The organism is Peptostreptococcus sp. (assembly GCF_977045075.1).
In genome coordinates, this window is sequence record NZ_CDRRTB010000109.1 from 1 (window position 1) to 4,172 (window position 4,172).

Consider the following 4,172-nt stretch of genomic DNA (forward strand, 5'->3'; position numbering starts at 1 on the left):
AATAAGTGCCTATAAGTATATAGGATCATGACAACCTCTCCATGGTGAAGCTAGAAAATCCTGCTTCAAAATGAAAAAATATTTATCTCAAAAAACAAAAAGACCAATATACAACTAAATAGTGCAAACCTATTGACTAATGTCTGCAAATAGTGTAAAATATTTTGGTATGAGAATTTAAGCGTTCTCGTCTCTGCTCCGAAAGTTCTCGGAGCCGTATAGTCCAAAGGGAGGTGAAAAGAATGAAAGCTTATGAAGTACTTTATATTGTAAAGCCAACACTTGATGATGAAGCAAGAGAGGCGGTACTAGACTCAATCAAGAATATCATAACTGAAGCTAAGGGCGAAGTTGGTGAAGTTGATGTTTGGGGAAGTAGAAAGTTAGCTTATCCAATCGAGAAGTTCAGAGATGGTGTTTACACACTTGTGAATTTCAAGGCTGATGTAGAATTTCCAAAGGAATTAGACAGAAGATTAAAGATAAGTGAAGATGTTATAAGACATGTCATAGTTGCACAGGAAGAAAACTAATAGGTGGTGTTAATATGAATAATGTTGTTTTAGTTGGAAGATTAACTAAGGATCCAGAATTGAGATATATTCCAGGATCTGGTACACCAGTAGCCACATTTACATTGGCTATTGATAGGGATTACAAAAATAGGGATGGCTCTACTACTACAGACTTTATACCTGTAGAGATAATGGGTAAGCCAGCCGAATTTTGTGCTAACTATGTAACAAAAGGAAGGTTAGTAGGTGTTCAGGGTTCTATCAGGGTTGATAGGTATGACACACCTAATGGAGAAAAGAGAAGCTTCACAAAGGTCGCTGGTCGTAATATACAGGCACTGGAAAGCAAGAGTTCTGCTATGAACAATAACGTGTCAAATGATGGGGATCAGTATGATGCTCCTAAGTTTGAACCAAGTGGAGTAGTAAGTCCTTCTGAATTCTCTGCTGTTGATGACGACGACGTTCCATTTTAATAAGAGGAGAGGTGAAAGTCATGATAAACAAGAAAAGACGTAAGAAGAAAAGAGTTTGTCAGTTCTGTGCTGACAAAAACACTAAGATAGATTACAAGAACGTACAGAAGTTAGAAAAGTACGTTACTGAAAGAGGTAAAATTCTTCCAAGAAGAATCACTGGTACTTGCGCTAAGCACCAGAGAGAGCTTACAAAGGCAATTAAGCTTGCTAGAAATGTAGCACTTTTACCATATACAGTTGAGTAATAGTAAAAAATCTATAGAGTAAACATAACGTAGGCCACTGGATTTCCAGTGGTCTTTTTTTATGTCTAAAAGAAATTTCTATACATTAAAAAATGACAAAAAAAGTTGTCAAAAAGTGTTGACAAGGATACTTGTCATATCATATAATAATGACAAATATATTTGTCAAATATCATATGATATGACTTAGTCTTGTAACAGAATGAAATTATAAACTTGGGGTTACAGGCAAGTTAATAGAAAAGGAGAAGAGACATGCCACTGCTAAATAAGTTAAAAGAATATAGAGCTCAAAAAGGAATTAACCAGCAGGAATTAGGAAGACTTGTTGGTGTGTCAAGGCAGACCATTAGCCTAATCGAGAGGGGTGACTACAATCCATCGATTACCCTATGCCTCAAGCTTGGAAGGCTATTTGGTGTAAGTGTAGAAGATTTGTTTATATATGAGGAGGATGAAGAGGATGTTTAAGTTTGATAGGAAGGTAAAGAATAGGGAAAGGAAGAAAAAGGGCCCTGTTTGGATATTAATATATTTATGTCTGGGTGGTTTTATTGGAACATTTATAGGTGGATTTATAGGTGGTTATTCAGAAAAAATACAGGATATGATAGTAGACCTTGGTGATTTTATATACCTATACGCATTTGAAATATATGTAAGTATTAGTTTAGCCCTACTTGCTATAACAGTAGTAACATCACTTATTGGTAGAAAGAAATTTTTGAAATCTATTGCTAAAGATGATGAGGTCTATGATGAAGGACTGATGTCTGTAGGTATAGGAGCTACGAGCCTTACTATAATATTCAACTTTTTACTACTAATACCAGCCATTAGGACTACAATGGAAGGGAGAGAGGGTTGGAAGTTTATAACTAGCTTGCTTTTACTCCTACTTATTATTGTAATATGCGCACTAATACAGAATAAGTTAATTGAAGATATGAAAAAGGGTTATCCAGAAAAGCGTGGGGATGTTTATGATATGAGCTTTAAGAAGGACTTAATAGATAGCTTTGACGAAAGAGAAATATCTCATATGCATGAGGCTGGTTATAGGGCCTTTGAAGTAGCTTCGAAGCTAATGATTTTCCTTACAATAGGCCTAATATTATTATCTGTAATTATAAAAATAAATCTTGGCTTAATATTTAGTCTACTAGCTATAATGGCAACAATGAATATTACATATATTTACTACTGCATAAAGCTAGAAAATAATAGAGCATAGATTTCAAAGTGCAACTAATCAGTAGCAATTAGAAAGACTTATTGATGTGTAAAGGAAGACCATCAGCTTAATCGAGAGTGGTGACTACAACCCATCGATTACCCTATGCCTTAAGCTAGGAAGATTATTTGATGTAAGTGTAGAAGATTTGTCTATATATGAGGAGGATGAAGTGGATGTTTAAGTTTTATAATAAGGAAAAGAATAAGGAAAAGAAGAAAAAGGGTCCTGTTTGGCTATTATTATACATGTGTATAGGAGCACTTATAGGTGGTATCTTAGGTCCTCTGGTATACGGAAATTATTATGAAGTTATAGGGGATAGCATAATTGAGATTGGAAACCTTATTGAAAAATATGCTTTTGAGATATACACCTTTGCTAGCATAAGTCTTTTTATAGTAAGTATTGTGCTGACTATAATTGGTAGAAAAAAATTTTTGGAATCTATTGCTAGGGGGGATGAGGTATATAATGAAGGTCTTATGTCTATAGCAGTAGGATCTACCGGTATTACAACAATGGTAAGCTTTATTTTATTAATACCAGCAGCCAAGATAATCTTCATAACTCATAATAAATCGCAATCTTTAGTAGCATTAATTGTTCTTCTGATTGTGGTTCCAGGCTGTATAATATTGCAAAATAGATTGGTAGAAGATATGAAAAAGGGTTATTCGGAAAGGCATGGAGATGTATATGATATAAACTTTAATAAGGATATGATTAATAGTTTTGATGAAAGAGAAAAATCTAATATGCACGAAGCAGCTTTTAAGTCATATACAATAACGTCTAAATTTATTTTTGGACTAACAATAGTTCTATTGTTTATATCTCTAATTGTAAATATAAGTATCGGCCTGGTATTTAGTCTACTAGCTATAATGGCAACAATGAATATTACATATATTTACTACTGCATAAAGCTAGAAAAGGCCAAGTAAATTAAATTGAAAATAAAAGCGTTGATAGGATACTCTCCAATCAACGCTTATTTTTAATCCTTTTTAAATATCATCAATAGTATAAGAGTAAGGACACCTGAGAGGACTATAGTTCCTCCAGGCTTTAGACCCACATAGAAGGATAGGCTAAGCCCAATTGAAGTAAATACCAAGGCAAATAAGATTGACAAGATGATTGTCATCCTATAGCTCGAGGTAAGCTTCATGGCACATGCTACAGGTATCACCATTATGGATGATACTATAAGGGTACCAACTGTCCTAGATGCTATTGATATAGTAAGGGCTGTCAAGATAGTAAAGATAAAGTTTACCGTCTTAACTGGTATACCTATTAATCTAGCTCCCTCTTCATCAAAGGCTATATACCTCAACTCCTTGTATAGGAGAATAAAGGTAAGCATGACTAGGATGGAAAGGATTACGACCAGGTAGAGCTCAAAGTCTGTGATAGCAACTATACTACCGAAGAGGAAGCTACTAAATCCCGTTGAGCTATCCGTGAAACCTGACAAGACACCAGCTAGACCTATACCTGCTGACATGGTGATAGCTATTGATATTTCTGAATACCTAGGGAACTTCTTCCTGATAAAGTCTATACCAAAGCCTGCTACAAGAGTCACTATGATGGCTCCTACTATAGGGTTAGCCCCTATTAAAAGACCTGCAGCTACACCGGCTAAAGACGTATGTGACAGAGCATCCCCCATCATGGATAGTCTCTTTAA

General features: G+C 35.0%; 8 protein-coding genes. 7 read left to right on the plus strand and 1 reads right to left on the minus strand.

Annotated features, from left to right (window positions below):
• Positions 1 to 242: 242 nt before the first annotated feature.
• The 7 genes from rpsF (at position 243) to ACW6OJ_RS07540 (ending at position 3,420) form a co-directional block, all read left to right on the plus strand.
• Positions 243 to 533: a 30S ribosomal protein S6 gene (gene rpsF, locus ACW6OJ_RS07510; protein WP_293427581.1), complete on the plus strand. Its 291-nt coding sequence runs from the start codon at positions 243 to 245 to the stop codon at positions 531 to 533.
• A gap of 14 nt (positions 534 to 547) precedes the next feature.
• On the plus strand, positions 548 to 991 hold the full coding sequence (locus ACW6OJ_RS07515; protein WP_456096206.1) for a single-stranded DNA-binding protein: 444 nt from the start codon (positions 548 to 550) through the stop codon (positions 989 to 991).
• 20 nt (positions 992 to 1,011) lie between these two features.
• Complete coding sequence (gene rpsR, locus ACW6OJ_RS07520; protein WP_036765662.1) at positions 1,012 to 1,239, plus strand: 30S ribosomal protein S18; 228 nt, start codon at positions 1,012 to 1,014, stop codon at positions 1,237 to 1,239.
• 255 nt (positions 1,240 to 1,494) lie between these two features.
• Positions 1,495 to 1,710 (plus strand): helix-turn-helix transcriptional regulator, encoded by a 216-nt coding sequence (locus tag ACW6OJ_RS07525; RefSeq protein ID WP_293427568.1) that lies wholly within the window; start codon positions 1,495 to 1,497, stop codon positions 1,708 to 1,710.
• Entirely contained in the window at positions 1,703 to 2,473 is a 771-nt protein-coding gene (locus ACW6OJ_RS07530) for a DUF3169 family protein (protein WP_293427565.1), read from the plus strand. The genes ACW6OJ_RS07525 and ACW6OJ_RS07530 overlap by 8 nt, the downstream gene beginning before the upstream one ends.
• 61 nt (positions 2,474 to 2,534) lie before the next feature.
• Positions 2,535 to 2,657 carry a helix-turn-helix transcriptional regulator gene (locus tag ACW6OJ_RS07535; protein WP_293427678.1) on the plus strand — a complete coding sequence of 41 codons (123 nt, stop codon included), beginning with the start codon at positions 2,535 to 2,537 and terminating at the stop codon, positions 2,655 to 2,657.
• Entirely contained in the window at positions 2,650 to 3,420 is a 771-nt protein-coding gene (locus tag ACW6OJ_RS07540; RefSeq protein WP_456096207.1) for a DUF3169 family protein, read from the plus strand. The genes ACW6OJ_RS07535 and ACW6OJ_RS07540 overlap by 8 nt, the downstream gene beginning before the upstream one ends.
• 53 nt (positions 3,421 to 3,473) lie before the next feature.
• Here ACW6OJ_RS07540 and ACW6OJ_RS07545 read toward each other — a convergent pair.
• A partial coding sequence (locus tag ACW6OJ_RS07545; RefSeq protein ID WP_456096208.1) for a metal ABC transporter permease occupies positions 3,474 to 4,172 on the minus strand: 699 nt, incomplete at its 5' end.